This is a genomic window from Salegentibacter mishustinae, from assembly GCF_002900095.1.
Classification (GTDB): Bacteria; Bacteroidota; Bacteroidia; order Flavobacteriales; family Flavobacteriaceae; genus Salegentibacter; species Salegentibacter mishustinae.
On record NZ_LLKN01000002.1, the window covers coordinates 350,473 to 375,016 of the forward strand.

24 protein-coding genes and 1 pseudogene are annotated in these 24,544 nt (G+C 35.3%); 16 read left to right on the forward strand and 9 right to left on the reverse strand.

Annotated features, from left to right (window positions below; all coding sequences use genetic code 11):
- Positions 1-93: 93 nt before the first annotated feature.
- A complete protein-coding gene (locus APB85_RS04515; protein WP_057482735.1) occupies positions 94-528 on the forward strand; it encodes a hypothetical protein in 435 nt (144 codons plus the stop codon).
- A gap of 242 nt (positions 529-770) precedes the next feature.
- Here APB85_RS04515 and APB85_RS04520 read toward each other — a convergent pair whose 3' ends face one another.
- Complete coding sequence (locus APB85_RS04520) at positions 771-1,847, reverse strand: IS110 family RNA-guided transposase (RefSeq protein WP_057482356.1); 1,077 nt, start codon at positions 1,845-1,847, stop codon at positions 771-773.
- Between the two features lie 276 nt (positions 1,848-2,123).
- Here APB85_RS04520 and APB85_RS04525 point away from each other — a divergent pair, with 276 nt between their 5' ends.
- Positions 2,124-2,780 (forward strand): hypothetical protein, encoded by a 657-nt coding sequence (locus tag APB85_RS04525; protein ID WP_103294416.1) that lies wholly within the window; start codon positions 2,124-2,126, stop codon positions 2,778-2,780.
- 169 nt (positions 2,781-2,949) lie between these two features.
- On the opposite strand, the pseudogene APB85_RS04530 reads toward APB85_RS04525, so the two are convergent.
- Together APB85_RS04530 and APB85_RS17575 are read right to left on the reverse strand one after the other, a co-directional pair.
- Positions 2,950-3,780, reverse strand: a pseudogene (locus tag APB85_RS04530) (IS110 family transposase); the annotation flags it as partial.
- Between the two features lie 27 nt (positions 3,781-3,807).
- Positions 3,808-3,936: a hypothetical protein gene (locus APB85_RS17575; RefSeq protein WP_262506233.1), complete on the reverse strand. Its 129-nt coding sequence runs from the start codon at positions 3,934-3,936 to the stop codon at positions 3,808-3,810.
- 239 nt (positions 3,937-4,175) lie between these two features.
- Between APB85_RS17575 and APB85_RS04535 the strand changes: the two genes are divergently transcribed.
- The 5 genes from APB85_RS04535 to APB85_RS04555 all read left to right on the forward strand — a co-directional run bounded on the left by APB85_RS04535 (position 4,176) and on the right by APB85_RS04555 (position 10,341).
- Positions 4,176-4,820 (forward strand): class I SAM-dependent DNA methyltransferase, encoded by a 645-nt coding sequence (locus APB85_RS04535; protein ID WP_057481060.1) that lies wholly within the window; start codon positions 4,176-4,178, stop codon positions 4,818-4,820.
- 146 nt (positions 4,821-4,966) lie between these two features.
- Complete coding sequence (locus APB85_RS04540; protein ID WP_057481059.1) at positions 4,967-7,024, forward strand: ATP-binding protein; 2,058 nt, start codon at positions 4,967-4,969, stop codon at positions 7,022-7,024.
- Positions 7,025-7,235: 211 nt separating this feature from the next.
- Complete coding sequence (locus APB85_RS04545; RefSeq protein ID WP_057481058.1) at positions 7,236-7,871, forward strand: DUF2306 domain-containing protein; 636 nt, start codon at positions 7,236-7,238, stop codon at positions 7,869-7,871.
- Positions 7,872-8,133: 262 nt separating this feature from the next.
- A complete protein-coding gene (locus APB85_RS04550) occupies positions 8,134-8,574 on the forward strand; it encodes a UPF0158 family protein (protein WP_057481057.1) in 441 nt (146 codons plus the stop codon).
- Between the two features lie 465 nt (positions 8,575-9,039).
- A complete protein-coding gene (locus APB85_RS04555) occupies positions 9,040-10,341 on the forward strand; it encodes a hypothetical protein (protein WP_057481056.1) in 1,302 nt (433 codons plus the stop codon).
- Positions 10,342-10,470: 129 nt separating this feature from the next.
- Here the strand turns inward: APB85_RS04555 and APB85_RS04560 are convergent, their stop codons facing one another.
- Entirely contained in the window at positions 10,471-11,037 is a 567-nt protein-coding gene (locus tag APB85_RS04560) for a PAS domain-containing protein (RefSeq protein WP_057481074.1), read from the reverse strand.
- 393 nt (positions 11,038-11,430) lie between these two features.
- On the opposite strand from APB85_RS04560, the gene APB85_RS04565 reads away from it, so the two are divergent.
- The 3 genes from APB85_RS04565 (at position 11,431) to APB85_RS04575 (ending at position 14,201) form a co-directional block, all read left to right on the forward strand.
- Positions 11,431-12,021 carry a HupE/UreJ family protein gene (locus tag APB85_RS04565; RefSeq protein ID WP_057481055.1) on the forward strand — a complete coding sequence of 197 codons (591 nt, stop codon included), beginning with the start codon at positions 11,431-11,433 and terminating at the stop codon, positions 12,019-12,021.
- A 162-nt stretch (positions 12,022-12,183) separates the two neighbouring features.
- Complete coding sequence (locus APB85_RS04570) at positions 12,184-12,615, forward strand: deoxycytidylate deaminase (protein ID WP_057481054.1); 432 nt, start codon at positions 12,184-12,186, stop codon at positions 12,613-12,615.
- Complete coding sequence (locus tag APB85_RS04575) at positions 12,612-14,201, forward strand: S41 family peptidase (protein WP_057481053.1); 1,590 nt, start codon at positions 12,612-12,614, stop codon at positions 14,199-14,201. The genes APB85_RS04570 and APB85_RS04575 overlap by 4 nt, the downstream gene beginning before the upstream one ends.
- 306 nt (positions 14,202-14,507) lie before the next feature.
- Here APB85_RS04575 and APB85_RS04585 read toward each other — a convergent pair whose 3' ends face one another.
- Genes APB85_RS04585 through APB85_RS04595 form a run of 3 tightly spaced genes read right to left on the reverse strand, consistent with a single transcriptional unit; the run spans position 14,508 to position 15,890 of the window.
- Complete coding sequence (locus tag APB85_RS04585; RefSeq protein WP_057481051.1) at positions 14,508-15,113, reverse strand: FAD-dependent oxidoreductase; 606 nt, start codon at positions 15,111-15,113, stop codon at positions 14,508-14,510.
- Between the two features lies 1 nt (position 15,114).
- Positions 15,115-15,312, reverse strand: coding sequence for a hypothetical protein (locus APB85_RS04590; RefSeq protein WP_057481050.1), 198 nt, complete (start codon positions 15,310-15,312; stop codon positions 15,115-15,117).
- A complete protein-coding gene (locus tag APB85_RS04595) occupies positions 15,309-15,890 on the reverse strand; it encodes a MarC family protein (RefSeq protein WP_057481049.1) in 582 nt (193 codons plus the stop codon). The genes APB85_RS04590 and APB85_RS04595 overlap by 4 nt, the downstream gene beginning before the upstream one ends.
- Before the next feature lie 134 nt (positions 15,891-16,024).
- Between APB85_RS04595 and APB85_RS04600 the strand changes: the two genes are divergently transcribed.
- The 6 genes from APB85_RS04600 (at position 16,025) to APB85_RS04625 (ending at position 21,543) form a co-directional block, all read left to right on the forward strand.
- Complete coding sequence (locus APB85_RS04600; RefSeq protein ID WP_057481048.1) at positions 16,025-16,588, forward strand: DUF3109 family protein; 564 nt, start codon at positions 16,025-16,027, stop codon at positions 16,586-16,588.
- A gap of 211 nt (positions 16,589-16,799) precedes the next feature.
- Positions 16,800-17,624, forward strand: a complete 825-nt coding sequence (locus tag APB85_RS04605) for a DUF4412 domain-containing protein (RefSeq protein ID WP_057481047.1) — start codon at positions 16,800-16,802, stop codon at positions 17,622-17,624.
- Between the two features lie 12 nt (positions 17,625-17,636).
- Positions 17,637-17,990: a DUF4870 domain-containing protein gene (locus tag APB85_RS04610; RefSeq protein WP_057481046.1), complete on the forward strand. Its 354-nt coding sequence runs from the start codon at positions 17,637-17,639 to the stop codon at positions 17,988-17,990.
- A gap of 4 nt (positions 17,991-17,994) precedes the next feature.
- On the forward strand, positions 17,995-18,732 hold the full coding sequence (locus APB85_RS04615; protein WP_057481045.1) for a hypothetical protein: 738 nt from the start codon (positions 17,995-17,997) through the stop codon (positions 18,730-18,732).
- Positions 18,733-18,966: 234 nt separating this feature from the next.
- The gene (locus APB85_RS04620) at positions 18,967-19,893 is read left to right on the forward strand and encodes a ribonucleotide-diphosphate reductase subunit beta (RefSeq protein ID WP_057481044.1); all 927 of its coding nucleotides are present in this window, start codon (positions 18,967-18,969) and stop codon (positions 19,891-19,893) included.
- A gap of 303 nt (positions 19,894-20,196) precedes the next feature.
- The gene (locus tag APB85_RS04625) at positions 20,197-21,543 is read left to right on the forward strand and encodes a deoxyguanosinetriphosphate triphosphohydrolase (RefSeq protein WP_057481073.1); all 1,347 of its coding nucleotides are present in this window, start codon (positions 20,197-20,199) and stop codon (positions 21,541-21,543) included.
- A 91-nt stretch (positions 21,544-21,634) separates the two neighbouring features.
- On the opposite strand, the gene APB85_RS04630 is transcribed toward APB85_RS04625, so the two are convergent.
- Both APB85_RS04630 and dxs read right to left on the reverse strand, forming a co-directional pair.
- Positions 21,635-22,657, reverse strand: a complete 1,023-nt coding sequence (locus APB85_RS04630) for a DUF3078 domain-containing protein (RefSeq protein ID WP_057481043.1) — start codon at positions 22,655-22,657, stop codon at positions 21,635-21,637.
- A gap of 31 nt (positions 22,658-22,688) precedes the next feature.
- Positions 22,689-24,467 carry a 1-deoxy-D-xylulose-5-phosphate synthase gene (dxs, locus tag APB85_RS04635; protein WP_057481042.1) on the reverse strand — a complete coding sequence of 593 codons (1,779 nt, stop codon included), beginning with the start codon at positions 24,465-24,467 and terminating at the stop codon, positions 22,689-22,691.
- Positions 24,468-24,544 lie beyond the last annotated feature (77 nt).

A 24,544-nucleotide genomic window follows, 5' to 3' on the forward strand; every position in this document is an offset into this window, starting at 1 on the left:
CAATTTTGATGCATCTTATATAAGAGGTGAAAAAAATCTAAAATTAATGAATAGAGAAAATTAGAAATTTATCAAATTTAAAATGGATGAATTATGAGAAATATAGTTTTAATATTTAGCATTCTAATAACCTTAGTTTCATGTAGCAAAAACGAAAAAGATAATCCAACTGACAATTCTATTAATGGGACTTGGCAACTAATTGGAAGAACTGCAAATAACGTTGATGGATCACCAAACGATTGGGAGCAAGTTGAGAATGGCTATAAGATCACTTTTAACGAAGATTTCACTTATGAATCTGAAATAAGTCCAGCAAATTGTAATGAAATTGATAGTAGCATCTATTTAATTGAAAATGAATCTGAATTAAATATCATAGAAACTACTATTACATGCATCAATCCTGAAGTATTCTTTCAAAGTACCCATTCATACAGTTTTGATAAAAATGGTCACTTAAATTTAAAACCTATAGAGCCAGGTTGTCCAGAAGGCTGTACTTTTAAGTTTAGGAAGATTGAATAATTACATTTTTTATAAACCAAACTCAAAAACAAATCTTGTTTGCCTGAAATTCGGTTTAATAAACAAGATTGGGAAAATCGTTCCGGTTGCCAACAACGGTTCACCGCAAATAAGCGGCAGCGTTAAAAATAAATTATTTAACTTAACCAACAAACCAAACCTAAGCCGACAAATCCGCGTCCCTTACTCCGCCAACTGGCGATAGGTACTGTGTTATAAAACAAATATTTTTGATTAAAGTTTTAGGAAGAAGTCAATGCTAAATTGCTTCTATCCTGTGCAGCAAGGACTTCGGTTCTTGCTGTCTTTTTTTGTTCATATTCCGGATCATAATTGATCTCATTCTTCCATAAGCTGTACATCAGTACTAATAACTTGCGCTCTACCGCCACCAAAGCAATCATAGGTTTAGCCTTAGTAGGTTTCACGCGTTCATAGAACTTCTTCAATGTGGGATTACATCGAACAGCGGTCATCGCCGGCATATAAAGTGCCCGACGGATATTTTTATTCCCTTTCTTACTAATTCTGGTCTTGCCTTTATAAGCTCCAGATTCTTTCAGCACTACATCAAACCCTGCGTAACTCGTAAGTTGCTTGGCGTTGGTAAAACCAGTGAAACCTAAGGTTTCACCTACTACCGTAGCTGCAGACACAAAAGAGATTCCCGGAATACTTTCCAAATGCTTTATTCTACCCTTTAAATAAGAGCTGGCATTGATCAATTCCATCATCTCTTTCTCTATTTCCTCCAATTGCCTAGCAATCAATTTTAAGCGTTGTTTATAACGTCTTAATTCTCGTTTGTTGCTGTATACAGAATGTTCACTAGCATGAAGCCTATTCTTTTCTATTTGCTTCTCCTTTAACAAAAATGAACGTTCCCTACTAAGACCTTTTAATTCTCTTAAAATTGGATCAGGTGGTGTCCATAAAGGTAATGCTCGTTCACAGCCAAGCATAGCTAGCATACGGCTATCCAATGCATCAGTTTTGGATCTTTGGTCCAGACTTTGGGCATAACGCTTAACACGACCAGATTGCATCACGCTCACATTAAAACCAGCTTCATAGAGGTAGTACACAAAGGCTTCATGATAGATACCTGTAGATTCCATTACAATCCACAGATTCTCACGAGAGGCTACTTGCTTATCAAGCCATCGTATTAGTTTTTTAAATCCGGGAAGATCATTACTAACTTCAAAAGGATCTTCAAACTCTTTTGTTAGGTTAACCGTTAGGCGGCAAAGACAGACGGCCAGATTATCTTTAGATACATCTACTCCCAAGGCTACTTTTAAAATGTGGTGCTCCATAATTGTTTAATTATAAACCCAATTCTCCATCACTTTTGCTCGTCTTTGATACGATCTCTAAAAAGGATCCAGGTACTGTTCAAGTTCTGAGAGAAAAATGGAAGGGTGGAATTTCTATCGCACGATATCATTAAATAAAATGTATCTACCGAAACCTCATTATCCCTTCCATTGGTTTAATTATTAATTCCTATTTTTAGCTAAATTACCTCGATAAAGCTAACATACGAACCGAGACCGTTGTATGCAATTGTTCACAAAATTCCGCTGACTAAAATGAGTGAATTAATAGAAAGATCTAATAGTATTAAATTTTATCACGATTGTGATTTTAATTTAGAGTCCACCTATTTTGATGCAAAAAAGAAACTTTTCGAATTAACCTTCTCAATTAATCAAGCTAGTTATGATGTTCCAATTGAGCATGAAGAATGGAAAATAAAATGTGAAGAAACAATCGATTTTCGAGGTTTTAATAATAAAATTCTTTTGCCCTATATAAAAATAGAAATTATAGAAAAACATCCTTTACTCTTAGAATACCAAGAAGGCAAAACCGACTTTTTCATAAAAGATGCTCCTTTAAATTTGAATGAATTCTATGGAGAGATTAGTATGATTCTGGAAAAAGAGTTTGGTAATTGGATAAAACTTGATGATTTATTCTGGAATTTAGAAGATTGTTTTACAAAGGATAAAGAGAAATATTTAGCGATATCTGATTCATTGCTTGAAACGGTTAAAACAATATGTGGTAAATATAATATCCACTATAGATCTGGAAAAAGGCAAACTGGGAAAGACCTGGGATTCTATAATAAACCAAACTCTAAATTATTAATTTTTGGAAATACTGATGTTTGTCCCAATCACTATAATTTCAAACAACATTATGTAATTGCAAAAAATTTCGAATTTGAAAGAATAAAATAAATCCAGAACAACAGCATACAACATCGGTTCATCGCCAATAAGCGGCACCGTTAGTAAGAAAATAATTAACTTGACCAACAACAAAATACTAAGCCGACAAATCCGCGTCCCTTACTCCGCCAACTGGCGATAACCGAGATCGTTAAATCCAAGCTTTTTCTACTATTTCTCAGGCAGCAAATTTGTGTAGTTCCACATATGGGGTTCCCCTTTTAACCACCGCAAATACCCTGGATAAAAGCTTATTGCGTACATTGTTTAGTGCAATCATTTTTAATTTACCTTCTTCTCGCTTTTTCTTATAATAATGTCTCAATTCACTATCGTATTGAATGGCTGTACAGGCCGCCATACTAAGCAAGCTCTTCATTTGACGATCTCCCATTGGGTGGCATTTCCGTTTTTTATGAATACTACTTCCCGAACTATGGCCAAAGGGAGCCGTCCCACAATAACTGGAGAATTGTCGCCAACTATCAAAACGTTTAAAATTATTGGTATGGTAGAGCAACTGGGCGCCTACAACCAAACCTATACCCTTTAAGGAAGTGATCAACTTATAATTTTGCGATAATGCTTCAGAAGTCTTGATAAGTGTTTTTAACTGCTTCTCTACTTTATTTATTTGAGATGTTAGATGAGTAATAGAACTAACAAGTGTCTTGCAACAGGTATCGGTAGAACTACTGCTTAGTAATTTCTTTAACTCTGACAGTGTGCTTTTCAATCCCGTACGATTACGTACCAACTGATCACGCAAAGCAAGCAATCTGCCCACCTCTAATAGTTCATTATCTTTCAGCTCACTTGGAGAAAGTTCCTCTCGGTGAAGCCAACCATACCGAGCGATCATTATCGCGTCTATCACATCATTCTTCTCTCTGATCACTCCGGAAGAACGTTTGATTACCACGGGAATTTCCTGCACATATACTTGTTTCTTTGAGGCTAAGTACATCGCTAACTTCAAGGAATAATGGCCGGTATTCTCAAAGCAGAAAAATACTCTTTGTCCCTTAACCTTAGCCTATTTAAGCAAAGCTTTATAACCCGCTACGTCATTACTAAACTCACGGTGGGAACCACCATTGTGACTATAGGCATCTAACTTGTTTTTTGAAACATCAATTCCGATTACTTCTTGGTAATTTTTCATATTTTTAAAAAATTATTGTTTGAAGGGCGCATTAACTAACTCCTTTAACGGGTCCATAAAAGACCTGGTATTCCAAATGGTTCTTGCTACCCGTATGAAGAATGGAGGACTCTTACGGATATTGGACCTGAAATCTAGAGACCGTTTTAGTTCTCCTCCTTCTTCATTTCAAAGGTATATTTATTAATAAGCGAAGTAAAGGAGACCGTTGCCCACAATACACAAAATTCGAATAAAGAATGAAAGTAGAAAATGCATATAATATCTGGGCTGACCAATACGATACGAACTCAAATAAAACCAGAGATTTAGATACTAAATCTACAATTGAAACATTGAGTAAACTTGAGTTCTCAAGCGTTATCGAGCTAGGTTGCGGAACAGGAAAGAATACAATTTTCCTAATAAAAAAAGCTGAGAAGATAATTGGTTTAGATTTTTCTCAAGAAATGTTGAATAAAGCGAAACTGAAAATTAATGATAAACGAGTTAAATTTCGGAAAGCAGATTTGACAACTGAATGGAAAATTGATAATGACTCTGCAGATTTAATAACCTGTAATTTAGTTCTTGAACATATTGAAGATTTGGATTTTATTTTTTACCAGGCGAATAAAAAACTTAAAAACGGAGGAGCTTTTTTTATAAGTGAACTTCATCCTTTTAAACAATATTCTGGCAGTAAAGCAAAATTTGAAACCGAAAACGGAACACAAGAATTAGAAACTTATGTTCATCATATTTCTGAATATTTAAACGTAGCGAGCGAAAACGGATTTGAATTGGTGGAATTGAAAGAATGGTTTGACGAAGAAAATCAAATTGGAATTCCACGACTAATTGGAATAGTATTTAGAAAAAGTACTGTGGGCAACAACGTATAACGCAAATGGCGGGTTTCGTAAAAAAACTAAATTAGTTTCCATAATAAACAAAAACGTTGGGCCGACAAATCCGCTTCCATAATTCCGCGCCACTTGTCGTTATACGAGACCGTGGCCAATACTTAAGAAAAATTAAAATATAAAACATGATTCCACATAGTTCCACCAACCTTCGAAATAGAGTGAATAAATTGTATTTGCCAAAAACAAAAGCTCTCTATCCACTATTCGAAGTTATTAGTAATTCTATTCATGCAATTCAGGAAAGGAAGAATGAAATTGGGGATGATTTTAATGGTGAAATAATCATTAAATCAATTAGAAATGGGGATGAAGAAACTTTAAAACAAATTAGTGACATAGAAGAATATCCTATAAACTCTTTTGAAATTACAGATAATGGAATTGGACTAAATGATGCAAATTTGAAATCATTTGCGGAATTTGATTCTGAGAAAAAAGCAGAAATTGGAGGAAAAGGTGTTGGAAGGCTAATTTGCTTAAAGGCCTTTAGTAAACTTGTTATCGAAAGCACTTATAAGCAAAATGGTCATTATAAAACAAGAACTTTCAATTATAAGAAGTCAAAGAATGGATTTGATGATTACAAGGATGAATTAGCTGAACATAGCAATTTAGGAACTCAAGCTTTGCTTTCTAGTTACGATAGGAAATACGAAAAGTTTGTTCCAAAAAGTTTAATGGAGATTGCCCGCCAGATTGTAACACATTTTCAACTTTATTTTATTCAAGGTTTCGAGCCAACTATTATTATTAAAAACCAGGACGAAACGGAAATCAATCTGACTAAGCTTTTTAATAGAGAATTTGAAAAAGAAATTCTCCAAGACTCATTCGAAATCTCAAATCAAACTTTCAAGATATTTATATCAAAATCTCATAAGGCTCAAAGTCATAAAATACATTATTGTGCTCATGAGAGAAATGTTAAAGATGAAGGATTGTCTAAACATTTGGAAGATTTAAAATATCGGATTCGAAATGAAGAATATGAAGAAGGGTTTTATTTTCAAGTTTTCGTAGTAGGTGATTATTTAAATAAAAATGTAAATGAGGCAAGAACAAGTTTCAATTTTTCCACCGATGAAGATGACGAAGAATTGGACTTTGAAGAAATAACTCTTTCCAAAATTAGAAAGTCTACCATCCAAAGTATAGAAAATTTACTAAGTGAATTTTTACAAAAAGTAAGAAAAGATAAACTTGATGGCTATTTCCCAATAATAAAAGAAGAGTTTCCTAACTATTCCAGCGTTATAAATTATAACATGGAGAAAGTAAAGAAATTACCTTTAGGGTTAAGTAAACATGAATTAGACTTAAAACTTTACGAAATTGAGAGCGAATGGAAAATGGAGGTGAAAAAAGAGGGAATAGATTTAATAAGCAAAGAAAAAGATATTACCCAATTAGATGATTATAAAAAGTTATATGATAAATTTCTAACTGAATTCAATGAAATTGGACAATCTGATCTTGCAAGATATATTGTACATAGAAGATCGGTAATAGATTTACTTGAAAGATTAATTGAACTAAACCATGAAGATAAATTTGCTAATGAGGATATTGTTCATAGTTTGTTTTTCCCAATTAAAGAAACAAGTGACACTGTAAGTGCAGAAAAACAAAATCTCTGGTTACTTGATGAAAGGCTAACTTTTAATTCTCTACTCGCTTCTGACAAATTATTCAAACAAGTAGAAGACCTAAATTCTGATTCTGCCAAAAGAATGGATTTAATAGTAAAACAAGGGGAAGTTTTTGAAAATGCTACTCTTTTTTCTGAAAACAAATATCCATTTGAGTCATTTACTATTGTAGAATTCAAAAGACCAGAAAGAGATGATTATAAACAAGGAGATCGCAAAAAAGATCCTGTAAAACAAGTTAGAACCTACATTCAAGAAATCGTTTCTGGTAAGGAGAAGATCAAAGGAAAAAGAGTTGAAGCTAATAGAAATACTCCGTTCTATTGCTATATTGTCGCTGATAAAACTCCTTCCTTAGAAGAAATTATGGAATATGAAAGTTTTATTCCTACTCCAGATGGTTTAGGATACTTTAGATTCTATCAAACAACCAACTCCACTGCCTATATTGAAGTTTTACCTTTCCAAAAGATTCTTAAAGATGCTAGAAAACGAAATAAGATTCTATTTGACAGTTTAAAGCTTAGTTAAAGTACTGGCCACAACAACGGTTCATCGCCAATAAGCGGCAGCGTTAGTAAGAAAATAATTAACTTGACCAACAAACCAATACCAAGCCGACAAATTCGTGTCCCTAACTCCGCCAACTGGCGATAGCGAAACCATTATAAACAATGGCTCCCCAAAATTTCTTAATATTTGGCAAAAAAATATTAACTTCAAAAAGAAATTAAATTGAAAATTGAATAAATTAATCTATAAATCAAAATGGTTTTTATTCAGTGCACTGAGTATAATAGTTGGGCTTTATCCCATTATATACTTTATTATTGATAGACATTTCGGTTTACTATCTTCTAAAGATCAAGAATTGCTAAATGATATCACTTGGAATTATGCTTTTTACGGTCATATAATTTTAGGAGGATTAGCTTTATTAATTGGTTGGACTCAATTTAGTTCTAGAATTCGTCGAAATAAGGTATCACTTCATAGAAACATTGGAAAGTTATATATAATAGCTGTTTTAATAAGCGGACTATGTGGATTTTATATAGCACAATTTGCTACTGGTGGAGTATCAAATGTGATAGGATTTTCCTTAAGCGCAATTATCTGGTTAACAACAACTTTTTTAGCATATCGTTCAATTAAAAATCGTAAAATTCAATTACACAAAGAATTTATGATTTACAGTTACGCAGTTTGTTTTTCCGCTGTTACATTAAGAATTTGGCTTCCAATTTTAATATTAATAACTGGAGAATTCATTTCTGCTTATCTTATCGTAGGTTGGTTAAGTTGGGTTCCTAATTTATTTGCAGCTTACTTTATCATTCTACGAGAAAGAAAAAAACTTAATATTCAAAATGTCTAAGAACATATGAGTTTATATTCGCCACATTTTTTAACAACGGTTTACCGCCAATATCCGGTACCGTTAGTAAGAAAATAATTAACTTGACCAACAAATCAATACTAAACTGATACTCCGCGTCCCTTACTCTGCTAACTGGCGATAATCATTAAATGCAAGCGTTTTAGAAAAATATGGGCTACTATAAAGGAGATATACAAGGTTGATTCTTTGAAAATAAAAGCGAAATTGCAATTCATTCAACATAAATTTGAATGATTTTATGATTAAACCTGGTCTAAATATTATAAAAGAAATAGCACAAGAACTCGATTGTGGAAATGAGTGCTATTTTAATCAAAAAACTAACGAATTAATCTGTCTTCCTAATGCAGACTTAATGGCGACAGCTGGTGAAGATTATTATAAAGAAATGTTTAGGGAAGATTTTAAAAAAATAGAATCACAGAAAAAAGATTTGATAAAATTTGAAGTTCTAGAAAGTTTTGAATCATTTAAAATAATGGAGGATTTCAAAAATCAGGTCGAGGATGATAAATTCGAGAGAGATTTAGAGCGAGCTTTGAATAGGAGGAAACCTTTTCAAAATTTCAAAAATTTAATTGACAATTCGGATTATCGAGAAAAATGGTTCCAGTTTAAACAAAAGGAGATTGAAAAAATAGTTATAAAAAATATAGAACGTAATAACACCGGCATATAAATAGGATTTAACTAACATTTCAATAAATAGTTTGCTTCTCTCTAAACTCAAACCTTTTAATGCTTTCAACTCTTCAAAGAGGTTTTTTCATAGTTTAAGAATAAGATCATTTGTTAATATTAAGTTAAAGGTGTCAAATTAGGAGACACTCTAAAACAATCTATTCTAAACCCATTATAATTCCAGGCTACAAGAGATTCTAAGCACTCCCGCCTCGAGCACTTAAATCCCTGGAAATCAAAAGATTTTCAGGGATTTTTTTATTAAAAAGTTTCCCGAAAAATGAAACTTTTTACCTCCCTCACGCTCCCCTTTGCTGAATGTAATTTTCTAAATTAAAAATCATCAATGGCCTGGACCATCAGATCCGTAAATTTGAAGCAATTGAAAAAATTACTGTAACAAATACAAAAAAATCATACCAACAGATAATATTTATTTTTATCAATCTAAAATAGCAATCTGATGCCCAATAAAATCATCCTGTCGCTAATTTTTGTAGCCACAGTTTTACTGTCTTCCTGCCAAAAAGAAGACAATGTTCCACAAACCGATTATTCCATAGAGTCCAATGATTATTTCCAAGTTATCAGCAATTATCCCAATGGCTGGATCAAAGAGGCAAAACATGAGGACTTCCAAGGATATCCTGATGAGGAGTTCGAATATTATGAGAACGGAAACTTAAAATCGGCCAAAATATATTCCAGTACATATAAGCATTATTTATATATGGAAGTGAGCCGGAGTGAGGACAATAAGCCGCTCTGGTCCAAGTATTACACCCGGGAAGGAGATCTTTGGTTTGAGACCGAATATGAGAATGGTTTGGCCTCACAGAAAAAAGTTTACAGCGAGAAAGGCACTTCAGTTTATAGTTATGAAAATGGCGACCTGATTTCCGTAGATTTTACCAGGGCCGATAATAGCGGGACAAGCTCTACTGTTTTCGATAAAACTGCAGGAACCAGGACCGTTACGATTAAAAAAGATGGCGAGACCATTCTGGAAGAAGTGTATCCTTACACCGAAAGTACAGGCGCTACAATCCTAACAAACAACCAGGTTCCGTTAGCTACTCCCTTTTCTAATACCGAAGGGAACTATCGTCAGTTAAATGAATCATTCTCTACCAGCCCTATCTGGAAGCACGATGCAGATCCCATCGAAGAGGTAAATCCTTTTCGTTACTTTTTCGACCCTTTTCACGATCATTCAATCTTTGCTACTAAATTCGCAGTCAATACAGAACTGTACCAATCCATTATTGAACAGTATCCTGTTACCGAAGACGAAGTACTTGTTTTAAATCACAAATATAAAGAGGGTAAAAGTAGCTTCCTTCCTCCTTCTGAAGAGAGACGATCCCTTACTGAAGAAATGGAACAGGATCCTTCCCTTTTCGAATTGAAATACGGAAATGAATATGCAGAAGAAGTATATTACGGAAAAATTATCTTTATGATAGGAGCATTACGTAATATGCCCACAGATGATAAAGCAACTAAGGAAATAAAAAAATTAGCCCATAAGAAAATGGATTTCATCCTGGATGGAAAAGATCAGTTAACTGCCGAAGAACAGGAAATATTAGATAAAGTATGGTTTGAAGTAAAGTTTTTCTCTACCCTGAAATCTCATCGTAATGGAATTGTTTTAAATAACAATAACGACTTTAATGCGGTTATCCAGGAATATCAGGATTCAGAGTCTTCGATCATTCAACTGGAGTATGCAGCATTTGAACATATGTATTCTGAAAATTAAAAATACATAGTTACAAGTAGAAAAAGTCACCTCTTAAAAAAGGTGACTTTTTTGTTTTAGCACAGACTTTAAAGGTTTGTAAAAACTATAACTATTGCGAATATTCGGTAAAGGTTTTCTCACAACCTCTTATCCAGCCTGTCGCTCCAGCGCTAAATAATGAGTAGTATTTTCAGTGATTAATGGAATCACACTAATCTCACATTTGTAAGGGGTCTGGTCCTTTTTGTAGTTAACCAAAACTTCTGTAAAAGGCTCTTCACGGGAGAGTTTTTGTCTTATTCGCTCTAAAACTGCTTTATCGGTTTCTTTTCCCTGTAAAAAATGCGGAGTTTTATTTACAGCGAACCTACTACTGTATCCAGTCATTTCGCTGAAACCTTCACTCACCCATTCTATCTTCGCTTCTTTATTAGTGAGTACTAAGGCATCAAAGGTTTTATCCTTAAATACAGCATCAATATCGTTTTTCCATTTAAACTTCTTCGCCAATTCCTTGAAGGAATTAATAGTATTCTGCTGCCGTAGAAAAGCCAATTGCCTTGCATAATAATCGTTATAAATATCCCAGCTACGAAGAGGCATCAGTTTGATTTCAGAAACCCTTATATCATCTTCAATTTCTCGATACTCTTCCATACTTAAAGAGGAAAGATAAATATCCAGAGATTGCATGTTCATTAAATTCTTCTTCATAATTTTTTCTTTTAGCAATAAACCGGTTACAATTCCGGATGGCTTAATTTTATTAAAAACAAAATCAGCCCCAGAAAGGCATTAAAAATTAACCTAACAGGCAAAACTAACTAAAATCACGTTCAACATCGATTAAACCAACGTTAATGTTTGATTTTTTACAAAAAAAGTTAGACGTTGCATAAAGAAAATTGGGTTTTTATGGATGATTGCGAATCAAAATGTATCTACTCATATTTAAAATTCAGCCTGAACATAAGCAGGAGAGTCCTTAATTTATTCTTGAAATTTCCTTGAAAAATATCTCTTTAGCAGGGCAAAAGGGAGCGCTCTAAAAGCCTTTGCAATTTTCTGAATAAGTTGTACTTTCGGGTTTTTCTAATAATTTTTTATATGTCTCAATTCTGGCTGTACTTTAGATTAGGTCTCGAACACGTTCTGGACTGGCAGGCTTACGACCATATTTTGTTTCTAATCGTTCTGGTTACCGCCTACACTTTTAGCAGCTGGAAACGAATTCTTTGGTTGGTGACTTTATTTACTATTGGCCATACCCTGGCTTTATTCCTTTCTGTTTATGGAATTGTTAAAGTAGATTCGGCCTGGGTAGAATTGCTAATTCCTGTTACAATAATTCTTACAGCTTTGTATAATATTATAACCGCCAGCAAGAAAGAACGTAACAAAAACCATAATCCGCTGTATTTTACTACGGTATTTTTCGGTTTAATACACGGTCTTGGGTTTTCTACCTATTTTAAGATGGTTGCAGCAAATACCGAAAGTAAATTTTTACCGCTTCTGGAATTTGCTTTGGGAATAGAAACCGCACAGGTTATTGTAGTAATTGCTGTAATTATTCTTGGTTTTATTGCTCAAAACATCTTTTCGGTTTCTAAAAGAGACTGGATATTAGTAAGTTCAGCAATAGTTATTGGTATTATTTTACCAATTCTTCAGGAAAATTTTCAGGCTATTTTTTAAATTAGGGAATTAATTTAAAAACTTCTGAGCAAGCTCACGAAGCATTGTTATTGGAAAATAAAATATCATCTGATTTCGAGGCATCCCGATGCTTCGAGATGGAGTATTTAATCTTGATTATCAAGTAAAAAATCACATCTGCAAAGCCGGAAAATAGCGCTCATGGATAAGAAAAAACAATTAAAATACGATAAAGCTTATTTGAGAATTGCTCGTGAATGGAGTAAATTATCACAATGTAAAAGGAAGCAGGTTGGCGCAGTTATTGTGAAAGATAGAATGATAATTTCTGATGGTTTTAACGGCACCCCTACAGGTTTTGAAAATTATTGTGAAGATGACGAAGGCTACACTAAATGGTATGTGCTACACGCTGAAGCCAATGCTATTTTAAAAGTTGCAGGCTCTACCCAATCCTGTAATGGCGCCACGCTATATATCACAATGTCTCCCTGTAAGGAATGCAGTAAATTAATTCACCAGGCAGGAATAACCAGGCTTGTTTATCATATTGATTACAAAGATAATTCGGGACTCGAATTTCTTGAAAAGGCCGGAGTAGAACTTGAAATGATAAAGGATTTAGAAGATTGAATACCAGGCAAAAAATATTAATTCCAATTCTTCTCGCAACAGCTTGCGCCGCCGGCGTATTGCTTGGCGGAAAATTAGATTTTTCCTCTTCTGACACCCTATTTTCTTCCAACCCAAAAAAACAAAAACTCAACCGACTTATAGACTACATAGATTATGAATATGTAGACGATGTGAATACCGATAGTATAGTAGATCTCACAGTAAACAGAATCCTCGAAAATCTCGATCCGCATTCGGTATACATTCCTAAGGAAGAATACGCAGGAGTAGTAGAGAATATGCAGGGTGATTTTGTAGGAATTGGGGTTAGCTTTTATAATGTAAATGATACTGTTGTGGTGATCCAGGCCCTGGAAGGTGGCCCAAGCGAAGAAATAGGAATTCGCGGCGGCGACCGGATCCTTTATGCCGATGGCACACCTCTTTTCAACAATAATATTAGTAATGATTCTTTAACCAAACACCTTAAAGGAGAAGAAGATTCGCGGGTAACACTTAAGGTAAAAAGAAAGGGCATTAAAGACCTGCTAACTTTTAAGGTAAGAAGAGGTAGAGTTCCTCTAAAAAGTGTAGATGCCGCGTATATGTTATCGCCAGATGTTGGCTATATTAAGGTGAACAGATTTTCTGAAACTACATATAAAGAATTTGAGAAAGCATTGAAGGATCTTAAGGCAAAAGGCGCTAACCAAATTGCTTTAGACCTTAGGGACAATCCGGGCGGCTACCTTTCTGAAGCTATTAAAATTGTAGATGAATTCCTGGAGGATGAAAAACTAATTCTATATACCAAAAATAAAAGTGGCGCAGTAGAAGAAACATTTTCAAAACGAAAAGGACTTTTAGAAAATGGCCATCTCTATGTGCTGATTAACGAAAATTCAGCTTCTGCCAGTGAAGTTGTGGCAGGTGCATTACAGGATAACGATCGCGGTACTATTGTAGGCCGAAGATCTTATGGTAAGGGCCTTGTGCAACGTGAAATGGAATTAGGCGATGGCAGTGCAGTTAGGTTAACCATTGCCCGTTATTATACCCCTACAGGCCGTTCTATCCAAAAGCCTTACGATAACGGAAACGAAAGCTATTTTAAAGATTATATGCGCCGTTACAAAAATGGCGAACTCAACAGTGCCGACAGTATAAATGTAGATGATTCCCTTAGGTACGAAACTCCCGAAGGCAAAGTAGTTTATGGCGGCGGCGGAATTATTCCCGATATCTTTATTCCACTTGATAGCGATAATGAAAGGAACAATATTAAACTCCTCTTACACGGCGGTTATATGAGTAGGTTTATCTTTAATGTGCTGGAAGAAAATCGTAGTTTTTACAACAATGTTAAGCGCGAGAATTTTGAGAGTGAAGTGGTTATTTCAGATGAGATGGTGCGGGATTTTGTTCGTTTTGTGGCAAGTGCGAATATTAGGCTGAATCTAAATAGTCAAAAAACACTTTTAAAACAATATTTAAAAGCAGTAATCGCCCAGCAGTTATACGGCACTACAGCTTTTGAGAAATTGATAAATGAAAATGACCCGGCTATTGAGAAAGTGCTTGAATTATCGAAAAAAATTGAATAAATTGCATCCGTGAGTGCGTTTCATGAAAATTTAATAATTTTTCTTACTGTTTCCCCGCTATTTTTCTTCATTGTAGCGGTGAGCTTTAGATTATTGGATAATAGTGCACTACTTTTTTTACAGAAAGAAATCCTTGTTACTTCCTCTAATGTTTCAGTGAATTGTATTAAAAGTCAGATTAAGATTACTGAGGATAAAGATTTTAGGAATAAATTAAAACTAGCCCTTCTTTACCGAAGATTACATCGCACCTGCCTAATTTTAATGGTTTTCTCTGTGCCCTTAATGGTAACGGGTTACTATATGCTATAGTAATTTATCATGTACTTTAGTGTGTTCCCCGGTCCATAAACTCAAGATATCTGTAGCCACACTAGCGCCACTTCCGCAGGCAATAGCGAATTGGCTTCTCCAACCGGCAAGACTACCGGCAACATAAATACCCGGCTTCACCAAATGATCTTTGTTTTTCAGCTGAATACGCTCTTTAGAAACTTTCGCTTTTTGATGCGGAATCACTTCGTTTTCTAAGCCTTCTATTCTAAAAGGACTGTTATAACCGGTGGCTATTACTACAATTTCAGTTTCGTAGCTATTTTTATTGGTAACTACTCTGAAACCTTCGTCTAACTGAATAATCTCCTTAACTTTCTCTTTACCTATTTGCTCGATCTCAGGATATTGTTCTTCTAAATGCAACACACCTTCTTCCAAAATCTGCTTACCCGTAGTGCCCGGCACCACACCCAACGCATTATTAAGAAGCGCCGAGCTTAGGTGGGAAGCTTTTTGATGCATAATAATCCCTACCTTCTTATTAGAAACTACGTTTTTCTGAATAGCAGAACCCAAAATAAGCGCGCAAGACATTCCGGCAGCACCACCTCCTATAATGAGAACGTTGAATTTCATTTTAAGAATTATGCTTTTCGGCTATACTTCTTGAGGTTAATAAAATTCCCATAAGTATTATAAGACAAAGACCTCCAACTATTACAATCACAGCAGTACCGCTATCGCCTTTTAAAAGCGCATCAAAATTCAAAACGGTTGTACTGTAGCCAATAATAACTAAGGCTAAAAAAATTACGGTATAAATAAATAACTTCATGTAAATAAACTCTGAATATTAGTAGCAAATAATTTCACGGCAATAGCAAGCAAAATTACACCAAATACTTTCCTAATAACGCTAATGCCCTGGCTTCCTAAAACCTTCTCAATTTTATTGGAAGATTTTAATACCATATACACAAAGATAATATTGATTAGTATAGCTACAATAATATTTATTGCTTCATATTCTGCCTGTAGCGATACTAGCGTAGTAAGTGTACCAGCACCGGCAATTAATGGGAACGCAAGCGGAACAATAGAAGCAGTTTCGGGCTCATCGTCTTTGTATAATGTAATTCCTAAAATCATTTCTAAAGCCAGGAAAAACAAGATAAATGCACCGGCTACCGCGAACGAATTTACATCTATCCCAATAAGATTTAAGATCTCCTTTCCTACAAATAGAAAAACAATCATAATAATCCCGGCGACTACCGAAGCCTTTTCACTTTGAATATGCCCAACCTTTTTACGCAGGTCTATAATAATTGGGATATTTCCAATAATATCAATTACCGCGAAAAGAATCATTCCGGCAGTAAAAATCTGTTTTGCGTTAAGTAATTCCCACATAGCTCCACTTTTAAAAAATTTTGCGCAAAAGTAATTTTTAAAAACAGAGTGTCAAGCAATTAGCAAGTAAAATTTTTATTAAAATTGAGCCAATTTTTTTTCAGTAAAAATGCTGATAAAACTATATTTGCCACATGTTTCAAATAGGAAAAACCATAGTTTCAGAAGAGATCTTAACCAAAGATTTTGTGTGTAACCTTTCAGCCTGTAAAGGTGCGTGCTGTGTAGACGGTGATGCCGGCGCCCCGGTAACGCCAGAAGAAAGGCAAATTCTAGACGATATCTATCCAAAAGTAAAACCTTATTTACGCCAAAAAGGAATAGATGCTATAGAGCAACAAGGTACCTATATCACTACCGATCTTGATGAGATCGAAACTCCACTTATAGATGGAGCAGATTGCGCTTACGTAACTTTTGATGAAAAAGGTACCGCGCTTTGCGCAATTGAAGAAGCTTACAACCAGGGAGAAATCGATTTTAAAAAACCCATCTCCTGTCACTTATACCCAGTTCGCATTCAGGAATATTCAGAATTTGCTGCAGTAAATTATCACAAATGGCAAATTTGTGACGATGCTTGTAGCCTGGGCGCAGAGCTTCAGGTGCCGGTTTATAAATTCACCAAAGATGCACTTATCAGGAAATTTGGCGAAGATTGGTATAATCAATTAGAAGAAGCCGCTAAGGAACTGTAAGTCTGCCAGACAATTTTTATATTATTGATTTTCAGAATAGTATTTTTAATATTCTGAAATATTTTGTACCTTAAAATTTCAATTTATTGCTCCAAAAAGCCGGAAAATCCTCAAGCCGGTAGCTAAAACGCCCCCTACATTTTTTAATTAATTCTGCCCCAACCTGTAATCTTAGGGTTTACAGTTTATTTATAATCTAAAATTCGAAATTATGAAAAAGCTAATCTTGTTGGGATTCTCGCTTCTATTCTGTATTACCACTATGGAAGCACAATTTCTCAAAAAATTAAAAGAAAAAGTAGAGAAAAAGGTTGAACACGCGGTAACCGAAAATATTTCAAACAAAGCTGCTCGTGAAGCTGATAAATCCCTCAATAAAATGTGGGATACCAAGCTAAAAAACAGCCCGATTCCTATGGGTGCTAATAGAGTAGATATTAGCGAAGTCCCACAGTCTTATGATTTTAATTGGGAATACCAGTTAAATATGGAAACCAAAGACGGGAATATAGATATGACATACCTTCTAAAAGAAGACGCTCCTTATTTCGGGATGCGAATGCCTCAAGCCGAAGGTATGTTTATGGTTCTCGATATGAATAATAAGCTTAGTATAATGTATTTCTCTTCTGGAGAAAATAACTTTATAACTGCCAGTAAGATAGATGATCTTATGAGTAGCGAAGAGGAAACCAATCCTTATAAGGACACAGAATTAAAGAAGATTGGCACCAAAACTATTCTGGGTTATGAATGCCAGGGTTACGAAGCCGAAACCGAAGAACATAAGTTCACTTTCTATCTTACCCAGGAGGCACCAATTAGTTTTGCTAATATGTATAGTGCCGAAAAAAGTAACATTCCAAAAGGCTGGAATGCCAACTGGCTGGAAGAAGGAGATGCCCTGATGATGGAAATGCAAATGGTAGACAAAAAGAATGCTAACCGCAATGCGAATATGCGCTGTACCAGCCTGGAGAAAAAATCTTTCTCAATAAATAAAGATAACTATGCTTCTTTGGGTGCATCTAAGTAATAAGTAAAGATCATGGAAGATTCAAACACACATAGCAACGAGGCTAAAAGCACGTTCGATCCTAAAACTATAGCCATTATTGCTTACTTAACCGTAATTGGCCTGGTAGTGGCTTTTGTATTAAACAATGAGAAAAAAGATGAATTTGCAGCCTTTCACATAAAACAATCTCTTGGATTAGTAATAATTAGCCTGGGTCTTTTTATTATAGGCATGATTCCTATTTTAGGTTGGATCTTAAGCTTCCTTGGATCAATCTTCCTATTGTATTTATGGATTATGGGATTAATTAATGCCATCAACCATAAAACGAAATCGGTTCCAATCCTTGGGCATCAGTTTGAAAAATGGTTCGCAAATATTTAAAGCAATGAAACCAACTAAGATAATCTTAATCGTTTGTTTGCTTTTCGGTTTTAATGTCCAATCTCAAGATCTAATCGAAGCCCGTTTAGATAATTGGGAACACGGAACAGTAGATTTGGGAATTATTGATTTTATTACAGGAGAAGCCCAAAAATTTGGTAGTATTGATGAAGATGGTATCATAGAAATTAAACTTGAGACTAATTTTCTTCAAAAAATGAAAGATCAAATGGAGAAGGAACAGGAAAAGGCACCAAAAGGCTGGAAGGCTTCACTTAAGAACGTTTCAGGCACCTTTAACTGTTTTTCAGATGATCTTACTTACACAAATGAAGAAGCCAATTTAAGCAGTCTGCCAAAACTGCTTGTTGTGTATAGGGATAAGAAAGAAGTTTTAGGAGAGCTCATGGCTGCCTTTAACCAGCAGGTGGCCAATTACTTCTTTTCTTATGGCGATTTAAATTGCGAAACCGGCAAGTATTTAGAATGGACTTATTTAGACGAACCCGCTAAGGTAGAAGGCACTTGCAGCACCACAAACTTTACCCAAATCCAGGATGAAAGTTTTGAGGCTACCAGGGATTATTCATTAGATTTGAAAGAAGGATGGAATCTTATAGAATATCAAATTACCGAGGTTTTTGAAGGAGCGGATGGGAAAGTACAACCAAAGACAACAAAAATTCAAAGTATAGAAAATATCCCTTCAGATATAAACTGGTATTTCTTACAAGAGCAATAATATTTCCCTTACTGGTGCTATTTTGAAATGCGTCTAAAGACTTAGTTTGATATTTTCAACATCCGCAATTCCAGAATATCGATGAACGGCAAAAAAATAGGTTCAATGCACTAGTTTCAAGTATTTTATGTTGAAAACTTTGTTGAAATTTATTCCTATGATATTAAATAAACAATAATATTTTTTGATATTTGTTAGGGATTTTTTACTTAAATATCAATAATATCGTTTTTTATGAATAGACAGGAACCCAGGCTTCGGGATAACAAGGATAGATTTGTAATATTTCCTGTTAAACACAACGATATTTGGGATGCTTATAAAGCCATTGAAGCTAATTTTTGGACTTCCGCAGACGTAAATATCAATAAAGATCTAGAGAATTGGAAGGACCTAAATGAAGAAAAACGATTGTTCCTACACAAGGTAATTGGGTTAATTTTACATTCAGAACATAATTTGAATGGAAAAAGCACCAGGCAACTTGGCAAAAACATCAAGCTTCCTGAGGCGAAGTCTTTTTTCGACTTACAATCGGTTATGGAAAATACCCATACAGAAACTTATGGTATTTTTTTAAACTCCTTTTTAAATTCCACAGAACAAGAACAAATATTTAAGGAAATCGAAGCTTTCCCTGCCACTGCAGCAAGAGAAGAATGGATTAAAAAATGGACCAATAGCGCCTCTTTCGCCAAAAAATTAGTTGCTGTTGCAACTGCAAAAAGTATTTTTTCTTATTCTAGTTTTGCAACTATTTTCTGGGTTAAAAACTGCGGGTTACTGCCCGGATTAAGCTATACCTACGAAATGATTTATCGCGATAAAGCGCTACACCGCGATTTTGTCACGCATTTATTTAGAGATCACTTATTAGAAGATATTTCAGATAAAAAAGTTCAGCAAATTATTGGTGAAGCCGTGGCTATTGAAAAAGAGGTTATTTTTAATTTCCTGCCTTTAGAATTAATTGGCTTAACTGCGAAAGCTTTAAACGAATACCTGGATTATGAAAGTAACAGGCTGTTCACAGATCTAATGATGAATCGAAGCATAGAAGAAGAAAGCTTGAATAAGGAAACACTCCTGGAGCAAAGAGCACAAAAACTTTCTAAAAATACAAACAATACCTCTAATAAGATCAGTAAGAAAACTGATTAGTAAACTACTTATGAGCAAGTTCAGGATGCATTCTTAGAAATAATATTTTTCACCTGGGACTTCCCGATGCTTCTAAACAGAGTAATGAATCTCGATTATCGAGTAAAACTGAAACGAGCGCTATATTCCCCAATGTAGCGCAGTTTCAGTTTTTATTAGCAATCAGCTTAAATACCTTTTTTCTATTCCTTCTTTAGAAAAGTTTACTTTCAGCAAAAAAGCATCATTTAGCTTATATTCTTAAGGCTTTTTCTATTTTTGAAGTGCTAATTATACTTCGGCACTAAATTGGATAAAATTATGATGAATTGGGAGCAGCTCCTTTCTTTAAAACGTTTTGGAGACACAAATAAAAGGCTGAGAAAAGAACAAAACGAAACCCGTTTGGGTTTTGAAGTAGATTACGATCGTATTATTTTCTCTTCAGCTTTTAGAAGTTTACAGGACAAAACACAGGTGATCCCACTTTCAAAAACCGATTTTGTACATACCCGGTTAACACATAGCCTGGAAGTTTCTGTAGTAGGCAGATCTTTAGGCAGGCTTGCAGGGCAGAAAATCCTGGAAAAGCATCCACAACTGGAAAAAACCCACGCTTATAAAATGAATGATTTTGGTGCTATTGTAGCTGCTGCTGCACTTGCACACGATATTGGGAATCCTCCTTTTGGGCATTCGGGAGAAAAGGCGATTGGAGAATATTTTAGCCATGGAAACGGAAAACGTTTTAAAGACGAACTTTCGGCAAAAGAGTACCAGGATCTTGTGAAATTTGAAGGGAATGCCAATGGTTTTAAAATTCTAACCCAGAATAAACCCGGAATTTCTGGTGGACTTCGGCTTTCTTACGCTACCCTGGGTGCTTTTATTAAGTATCCAAAGGAATCACTTCCGCATAAACCCACAACTAATATCGCCGATAAAAAATTCGGGTTTTTCCAAACCGAAAAGGAAATCTTTGAAGAGGTAGCTACAGAACTTGGCCTTCTAAAAACCGGTAAAAATGGAGATATAAGTTATTACCGACACCCGTTAGCATTTTTAGTAGAAGCTGCAGATGATATTTGTTATACTATAATTGACTTTGAGGACGGAATAAACCTTGGGCTAATAGATGAAGATTATGCGCTGGAGTATCTTATAAAATTGGTTAAAGACAATATAAACACCAGTAAATATAATAGCCTTACCAATACGGCCGATAGATTGAGCTACCTAAGAGCTTTAGCAATAAACACTTTAATCACCGAGGCGGTAGAGACCTTCCTGGAAAACGAAGATTCAATTCTGGCAGGTAATTTTCACCACGGCTTATTAGATAAAAGCAAGTATGAAGCCCAAATAGACGATATTATTAAAATTAGTATTGAGAAGATCTACCAGAGCGAGGAAGTGATTAGCAAAGAAATTGCAGGTTATAAGATGCTTTCACACCTATTAGATACTTATACTGAAGCTTTACTTCCAGAAGAGGATCAGTACGACTCTAATTTTAATCAATTAGTATTAAAATCGGTTCCAAACCTGGCGGGGCTTCAGGAAAAGTCTGGTGTTTATAAGCGTTTATTGGAAATCTGTTCCCATACCGCTTCATTAACCGATGGTTTTACCGTAGCTTCTTTTGAAAAATATAAAGGGATTAAATTATAAGAAACTTTCCCTTGAAAAGAATGTCTTTGAGGCACTTCACATAAATTTTAATATCTTGATAAGAGAATGCCGGCTTAGGCAGCCGGCATCTTTAAAATTCGTAGACGAGGCCCACGCCAAGCATTTGTTTAAACTGAACCCTGGGCCCGGTTGTTTCCAATTCCCCGTCCCCATTAGTATCTTCTTTAAACTTTACATCGTCGTCGTATCGCAAGTGAGAACCAACATTGGCTTTTATAAAGTCGTTTACTTTTAAGTTCACATTTAGCTGCCATTCCACATCGATATTTCCAAATTTGTTCAGGTAATCTGAATACAGACTCAACTGGTTATCCAGCTCAACATTTTCAAAAACTTCTTTTGAGAAATCGCTGGTGACCAGGAATCCAAATTCTGTTCTCACTTTTTCTCCTTCTTCCACAATATTGCCAAGCGTATCCCGAACTGCACCGGTAACACCAAACATTCCTTCATTGGCCAACCTTTGGTCTAAAACAAAAGTTGATTTTTGGGTAACAGGAGAAATATATACTTTAAGATCTTCTACAGGATCTGAATATTCACTACCAATACCCAGAAATAGATAGCCGGGAGCCATAAATTTAGAGATGGGACTATCGGCATCAGGATATTTGTACCCGTTAGTAAATTGGGTGTTAAAGTTAAATTTTGCGGAGTAAAACCAATTGGAGATCGAATCTTTTCTATACCCGAAAGAAGAATTGAAACGCAATTCATCTTCAGTTTTTCTAAGTTCCTGGCCTTCCTGGGAGTTAATCCCGTAACGCACTATTGCTTTATTCCGCCAATTGAGATCGTCCTTTTTATAATTTCTTTCCAGGTTACCATAAACTAATGCCGAAATTGAATTATTTCCCCCGGCATTCCAGTTAACAAAAGCTACCTCACTAAGGTTCACTCCAACTTCGTTTTTCTCTGTCCAAAAAGTAACCACAACAGAGTCTACCTGGGTTTCAGGCGGTACTACTTTAAGAGAATCTGAAGGTTTTATTGTATCGCTATAATTGTCAGGATAGTAATCTGAAATTGAATTTTTTGCGGTTAAATTTAAGTGAATTAAGCAAGCTAAAAGACATAAGGCTTTGATTTTCATTAGTTAATTAAGATTTTTCGGAATTGCAAAACTAAAGATTTTGAACAAGAGAGACTATCTCTTCCTCAATATATTGAACGTTAATTTTTGCAATTTCTTGTAACTCATCTATATTTCCCTGCTCGATGAATTCATCTGGCAAACCTAAATTTCTAATTTTCGCCTTATAATCGTATTTTGCGGCAAATTCTAAAACCGCAGAACCAAAACCTCCGGTCACTACGCCGTCTTCTAAAGTAATAATCGCTTTATATTTTTTGAATACAGAATGCAAAACCTCTTCATCTAGAGGTTTTACAAAACGCATATCATAATGGCCTATCATTTCGTTTTTTACCTTTTTTATAGCTTTGGTGGCGTTTTGCAACATATTGCCAATACTTAATACAGCAATTCTATCTCCTTGCTGTAAGCAGCGGGCTTTTCCTATTTCTATTTCTTCAAAAGGGGTTTCCCACTCTTCTTGAACTCCTCTTCCTCTTGGATATCTTATTGCCATAGGAAGCTTTAAATCAAGCTGCGCGGTATATAACAAATTTCTTAGTTCAGTTTCATTACTTGGAGCTGCAATAATAATATTTGGAATACACCTTAAATAGGCGATATCAAAAACACCGTGGTGTGTGGCGCCATCTTCTCCCACGAGTCCTGCCCTATCCAGACAAAAGACAACAGGAAGTTTTTGCAATGCGACATCGTGAATTACCTGATCGTAGGCGCGCTGGAGGAAAGTAGAATAAATAGCACAAAAAACCACAAACCCCTGGGTAGCCATCCCTGCTGAAAGCGTAACTGCATGTTGTTCGGCTATCCCCACATCAAATGCTCTTTCAGGAAATGCCTGCATCATAAACTTCAAGGAGCTTCCTGTAGGCATTGCGGGAGTAATTCCTATAATTTTTTCGTTCTTCTTTGCTAATTCTACCAGGCTTAATCCAAAAACATCCTGGTATTTTAAAGGAAGGCCGGCGGTATCATAAGTTAAAAGTTCACCGGTATCGGGTTTAAATTTCCCGGGGGCGTGATACTTTACCTGGTCTTCTTCAGCTTTTTTTAATCCTTTCCCCTTAGTAGTAATTACGTGCAGAAATTTTGGACCTTCAATTTGCTTCATTTGCTCAAAAACTTCCAGCAACCCGGTAATATCGTGCCCATCTACCGGACCAAAATATTTAAAATTCAAGGCTTCAATAATATTGCTTTGTTTTGGCTTATAACCTACTCTTGCTTTGGTTAGGTATTGTTTTAAAGCTCCAACGCTGGGGTCTATCCCAATAGCATTGTCATTAAGAACTACTAACAAGTTAGCTTTGGTCACTCCCGCGTGATTTAATCCTTCAAAGGCCATTCCACTGGCAATAGAAGCATCTCCCACCACAGCGATATGCTGTTTACTGAATTCTCCCTGTAAATTTGAAGCAATTGCCATTCCAAGCGCTGCTGAAATTGCGGTTGAAGAATGCCCTACCCCAAAAGTATCGTACTCACTTTCTTCCCGCTTTGGAAATCCGCTAATTCCGTTTAATCTTCTATTGGTATGAAAATTTTCGCGCCTACCCGTTAGAATCTTATGGCCGTAGGCCTGGTGACCTACATCCCAAACCAGGAGATCTTTAGGAGTGTTGAACGCATAATGCAAGGCAATAGTTAATTCTACCACCCCCAGGCTGGCACCAAGATGCCCTTCTTTGGTGGCTACTATGTCTATAATAAACTTACGCAGCGCGGTTGAAACTTCCTGTAATCTTTCTGGCGGAAGTTTTCGCAAATCTTCAGGTGAATGTATATCTTCTAAAATATTGAGATCCATAGTAAGCAAAGTTAAGCTTTGAAAAGATATTTCTTACAAGGATTTCTTCAGAAGCTAATTTTATAATTTTTATCTTT

Excerpts from the sequence above, each read along its gene's own strand:
- APB85_RS04515 (WP_057482735.1), top strand. The coding sequence starts at position 94 with ATGAGAAATATAGTTTTAATATTTAGCATTCTAATAACCTTAGTTTCA.
- APB85_RS04520 (WP_057482356.1), bottom strand. The coding sequence starts at position 1,847 with ATGGAGCACCACATTTTAAAAGTAGCCTTGGGAGTAGATGTATCTAAA.
- APB85_RS04525 (WP_103294416.1), top strand. The coding sequence starts at position 2,124 with ATGAGTGAATTAATAGAAAGATCTAATAGTATTAAATTTTATCACGAT.
- APB85_RS17575 (WP_262506233.1), bottom strand. The coding sequence starts at position 3,936 with ATGAAAAATTACCAAGAAGTAATCGGAATTGATGTTTCAAAAAACAAG.
- APB85_RS04535 (WP_057481060.1), top strand. The coding sequence starts at position 4,176 with ATGAAAGTAGAAAATGCATATAATATCTGGGCTGACCAATACGATACG.
- APB85_RS04540 (WP_057481059.1), top strand. The coding sequence starts at position 4,967 with ATGATTCCACATAGTTCCACCAACCTTCGAAATAGAGTGAATAAATTG.
- APB85_RS04550 (WP_057481057.1), top strand. The coding sequence starts at position 8,134 with ATGATTAAACCTGGTCTAAATATTATAAAAGAAATAGCACAAGAACTC.
- APB85_RS04555 (WP_057481056.1), top strand. The coding sequence starts at position 9,040 with ATGCCCAATAAAATCATCCTGTCGCTAATTTTTGTAGCCACAGTTTTA.
- APB85_RS04560 (WP_057481074.1), bottom strand. The coding sequence starts at position 11,037 with ATGAAGAAGAATTTAATGAACATGCAATCTCTGGATATTTATCTTTCC.
- APB85_RS04565 (WP_057481055.1), top strand. The coding sequence starts at position 11,431 with ATGTCTCAATTCTGGCTGTACTTTAGATTAGGTCTCGAACACGTTCTG.
- APB85_RS04570 (WP_057481054.1), top strand. The coding sequence starts at position 12,184 with ATGGATAAGAAAAAACAATTAAAATACGATAAAGCTTATTTGAGAATT.
- APB85_RS04585 (WP_057481051.1), bottom strand. The coding sequence starts at position 15,113 with ATGAAATTCAACGTTCTCATTATAGGAGGTGGTGCTGCCGGAATGTCT.
- APB85_RS04590 (WP_057481050.1), bottom strand. The coding sequence starts at position 15,312 with ATGAAGTTATTTATTTATACCGTAATTTTTTTAGCCTTAGTTATTATT.
- APB85_RS04595 (WP_057481049.1), bottom strand. The coding sequence starts at position 15,890 with ATGTGGGAATTACTTAACGCAAAACAGATTTTTACTGCCGGAATGATT.
- APB85_RS04600 (WP_057481048.1), top strand. The coding sequence starts at position 16,025 with ATGTTTCAAATAGGAAAAACCATAGTTTCAGAAGAGATCTTAACCAAA.
- APB85_RS04605 (WP_057481047.1), top strand. The coding sequence starts at position 16,800 with ATGAAAAAGCTAATCTTGTTGGGATTCTCGCTTCTATTCTGTATTACC.
- APB85_RS04610 (WP_057481046.1), top strand. The coding sequence starts at position 17,637 with ATGGAAGATTCAAACACACATAGCAACGAGGCTAAAAGCACGTTCGAT.
- APB85_RS04615 (WP_057481045.1), top strand. The coding sequence starts at position 17,995 with ATGAAACCAACTAAGATAATCTTAATCGTTTGTTTGCTTTTCGGTTTT.
- APB85_RS04620 (WP_057481044.1), top strand. The coding sequence starts at position 18,967 with ATGAATAGACAGGAACCCAGGCTTCGGGATAACAAGGATAGATTTGTA.
- APB85_RS04625 (WP_057481073.1), top strand. The coding sequence starts at position 20,197 with ATGAATTGGGAGCAGCTCCTTTCTTTAAAACGTTTTGGAGACACAAAT.
- APB85_RS04630 (WP_057481043.1), bottom strand. The coding sequence starts at position 22,657 with ATGAAAATCAAAGCCTTATGTCTTTTAGCTTGCTTAATTCACTTAAAT.
- dxs (WP_057481042.1), bottom strand. The coding sequence starts at position 24,467 with ATGGATCTCAATATTTTAGAAGATATACATTCACCTGAAGATTTGCGA.